Origin of the sequence: Arthrobacter sp. TB 26 (genome assembly GCF_000427315.1) — a bacterium.
In the GTDB taxonomy this organism is placed as follows: domain Bacteria; phylum Actinomycetota; class Actinomycetes; order Actinomycetales; family Micrococcaceae; genus Arthrobacter.
This window is the reverse complement of sequence record NZ_AUPJ01000132.1, coordinates 1-2723: the sequence shown is the minus strand read 5'-3', so window position 1 is coordinate 2723 and position 2723 is coordinate 1. Positions and strand designations below refer to the sequence as shown.

The window sequence follows — 2723 nt, the reverse complement described above, 5'->3', positions numbered from 1 at the left end:
GACCGGCTGGACACGGACATCCTCGGCGGCAACAACGCCGGCTTCGCCACGGTCGCCGTCCTGACCGGCGTCGACACCAGGGAATCGATCCTGGCCGCCCGCACCCTGGAACGGCCCGACTACCTCATTAACGACCTCACGGACCTCTACCGGGCCTACCCGGTTATTGAGTTCGACGCCGGGCAGCACCGCTGCGGCGCGGCCACCGCCGTCGTGCACGGACAGACAGTACGGGTCCACGGCGATCCCGGCGACCTCGACGCCTGGCGGGCCGCTTGCTCGGCCTGGTGGACAGCCAACCCCGAAACCGCCACTGCCTTGGCACCGGTGCTCGAATGGCTGGATCACTAGACTGGGGACCATGACCGAGCAGAACCACATCACGGAAACGGACACCGGCGGGGGAGAAGCCCACGTCACCTGGCCGGTGACTGCGGCGGAATCCGGCGATGCCGATGGGCATGTCCCCTCCGCGGACCCCGAAGTCGCCGCCCTGCTGGACCGCCTCAGTGAACTACCTGATCTGCCGGTTGCCCTGCATGGGGAGGTCTACGCCGGCCTGCACGACGAACTGCTCGCCGCCCTGAACGAGTCCGGAACCACCACTTCACCAAGGGATGCCACGAATGAGCAGGCTTGACCAGGCCCTCGTCGGCCGCGGGCTGGCGAGGTCCCGCACCCATGCCGCACGCCTTATCGCCGAAGGCAAAGTCAGTTCCAACGGGGAAGTGCTCGTCAAAGCCTCCCTCCAGGTGCAGGACGACACGAGCCTGGACGTTGCGGCCGCCGATGAGGACAACTACGTCAGCCGCGCCGGGCACAAGCTGGCCGGCGCGCTGGACGCTTTTCCCGCCGTCGAGGTCCAGGGCAAGCGCTGCCTGGACGCCGGCGCCTCCACCGGCGGATTCACCGAGGTGCTGCTGCGACGAGGCGCGGACCATGTTGTCGCCGTCGACGTCGGCCATGACCAGTTGGTCCCCGTGATCCGGAATGACCCCCGCGTCTCCGTCCACGAAGGACTCAACGTCCGCTACATGACACCGGCTGAGATCGGGGGACCGGTGGCGCTGACGGTGGCTGACCTCTCGTTCATATCCCTCACCCTCGTGCTGGCGCCCCTCGCAGCGTGCACCGAGCCCGGCGGTGACCTGGTCCTGATGGTCAAGCCGCAGTTCGAGATCGGCAAGGACCGGCTGGGCCGCACCGGCGTTGTCACCTCGGAGTGGGAACGCCGCCTCGCGGTGGGCAAAGTCGCGGCGGAAGCCATGGACACAGGGCTGGAACTGAAGGGCCTCGCCAGCAGTCCGTTGCCCGGCCAGGACGGAAACGTCGAATACTTCCTGTGGATAAAGCGCGGGATCCGAACAGACCTGCCTAAGATCGAAGAGCGGGACGCAGCCGTTGCTGCGCTACTCGGAATGATCTGGCCCAAGTACTAGAAGCACCAGAAGGCGGAACCCGATGAGCAGGCGTGTCCTCATCCTTGCCCACACCGGCCGTGAGGAGTCCCTCAAGGCTGCCTGGGAAGCATGCGCCCGGCTCCACGACTCCGGCATCGTTCCCGTGATGCTGAAATCCGAGCTCGGCGACATGGTCCGCTTCTTCGGACGCCTTGACCAGCCTGTCGAGATCCTCCATGACCACGTGATGCTGCCCGACGTCGAGCTCGTGATGGTGCTCGGCGGCGACGGGACCATCCTCCGCGCGGCGGAACTGGTGCGCGAAGTCGACGTGCCGCTGCTCGGAGTCAACCTCGGCCACGTCGGCTTCCTCGCCGAGAGCGAGCGGGCGGACCTCGCCCAGACCGTCGAATGGATCGCGAGCCGCGAGTACACGGTGGAAGAGCGGATGACCATTGACGTCCAGGTCTGGGTCCGCGGCCAGAAAATTTGGCACACCTGGGCCCTCAACGAGGCCGCGATCGAAAAGGGCAACCGGGAACGGATGCTCGAGGTGGTCACCGAAGTCGACGAACGACCGCTCACCTCCTTCGGCTGCGACGGCGTTGTCCTCGCCACCCCCACCGGCTCCACCGCCTACGCCTTCTCCGCCGGCGGTCCGGTGGTGTGGCCCGAGGTCGAGGCGCTGCTGATCGTGCCGATCAGCGCCCACGCGCTCTTCGCCAAGCCGCTGGTGGTCTCACCCCGGTCCCGGCTCGCCGTCGAAATCCTGAACCGGACCGACGCCCAGGGCGTGCTGTGGTGCGACGGCCGGCGCTCGGTGGACCTCCCGCCCGGAGCACGCGTGGAAGTCACCCGGTCCGCCACGCCCGTCCGGCTGGCCCGCACCCACCAGACGCCCTTCTCCGGCCGCCTGGTCCGCAAGTTCGAACTGCCCATCCAGGGCTGGCGCGGACCCATGCCGCAGGCAGCCGCGATCCATACCGGGCCGGTGCCCGTGATCCGCACGCCCCGGCCGATGCCGCCGCTTCCAACTCCGCCGCAGGCAGGGCCGCCGAACGCAGGTCCCGGCGAGACTCCTGATCCATCAACTGCGAAGTGACCCATGCTTGAAGAACTGAGAATCCGCGACCTCGGCGTCATCACCGACGCCACGCTGCCCCTCGGCCCTGGCCTGAGCGTCGTGACCGGTGAAACCGGCGCCGGCAAGACCATGGTGGTGACCGCCGTCGGGCTGCTGCTCGGCGCACGGTCCGACGCCGGCGCCGTGCGCAGCGGCGCGAAGAGCGCCTCCGCTGAGGCCACCGTGAAGCTCGACGCTGG

Annotated in this window: 5 protein-coding genes; all 5 read left to right on the top strand. The window is 68.2% G+C overall.

The genetic code is table 11. The annotated features are described in order from the left end of the window. Window positions 1–351 (top strand): HAD hydrolase-like protein (locus K789_RS0104175; protein ID WP_024365657.1); only part of this gene is annotated, 351 nt, incomplete at its 5' end. Between the two features lie 10 nt (window positions 352–361). Next, a complete protein-coding gene (locus K789_RS22260; protein WP_024365656.1) occupies window positions 362–640 on the top strand; it encodes a hypothetical protein in 279 nt (92 codons plus the stop codon). Further along, window positions 627–1439, top strand: a complete 813-nt coding sequence (locus K789_RS0104165) for a TlyA family RNA methyltransferase (RefSeq protein WP_024365655.1) — start codon at window positions 627–629, stop codon at window positions 1437–1439. Before K789_RS22260 ends, K789_RS0104165 begins: the two co-directional genes overlap by 14 nt. 22 nt (window positions 1440–1461) lie before the next feature. Next, window positions 1462–2502, top strand: a complete 1041-nt coding sequence (locus K789_RS0104160) for an NAD kinase (protein ID WP_024365654.1) — start codon at window positions 1462–1464, stop codon at window positions 2500–2502. A 3-nt stretch (window positions 2503–2505) separates the two neighbouring features. Next, window positions 2506–2723 (top strand): AAA family ATPase (locus tag K789_RS22255; RefSeq protein WP_035739087.1); only part of this gene is annotated, 218 nt, incomplete at its 3' end.

Bases quoted from the DNA above. Each gene is read 5' to 3' on its own strand.
- K789_RS22260 (WP_024365656.1), top strand. From the start codon at position 362: ATGACCGAGCAGAACCACATCACGGAAACGGACACCGGCGGGGGAGAA.
- K789_RS0104165 (WP_024365655.1), top strand. From the start codon at position 627: ATGAGCAGGCTTGACCAGGCCCTCGTCGGCCGCGGGCTGGCGAGGTCC.
- K789_RS0104160 (WP_024365654.1), top strand. From the start codon at position 1,462: ATGAGCAGGCGTGTCCTCATCCTTGCCCACACCGGCCGTGAGGAGTCC.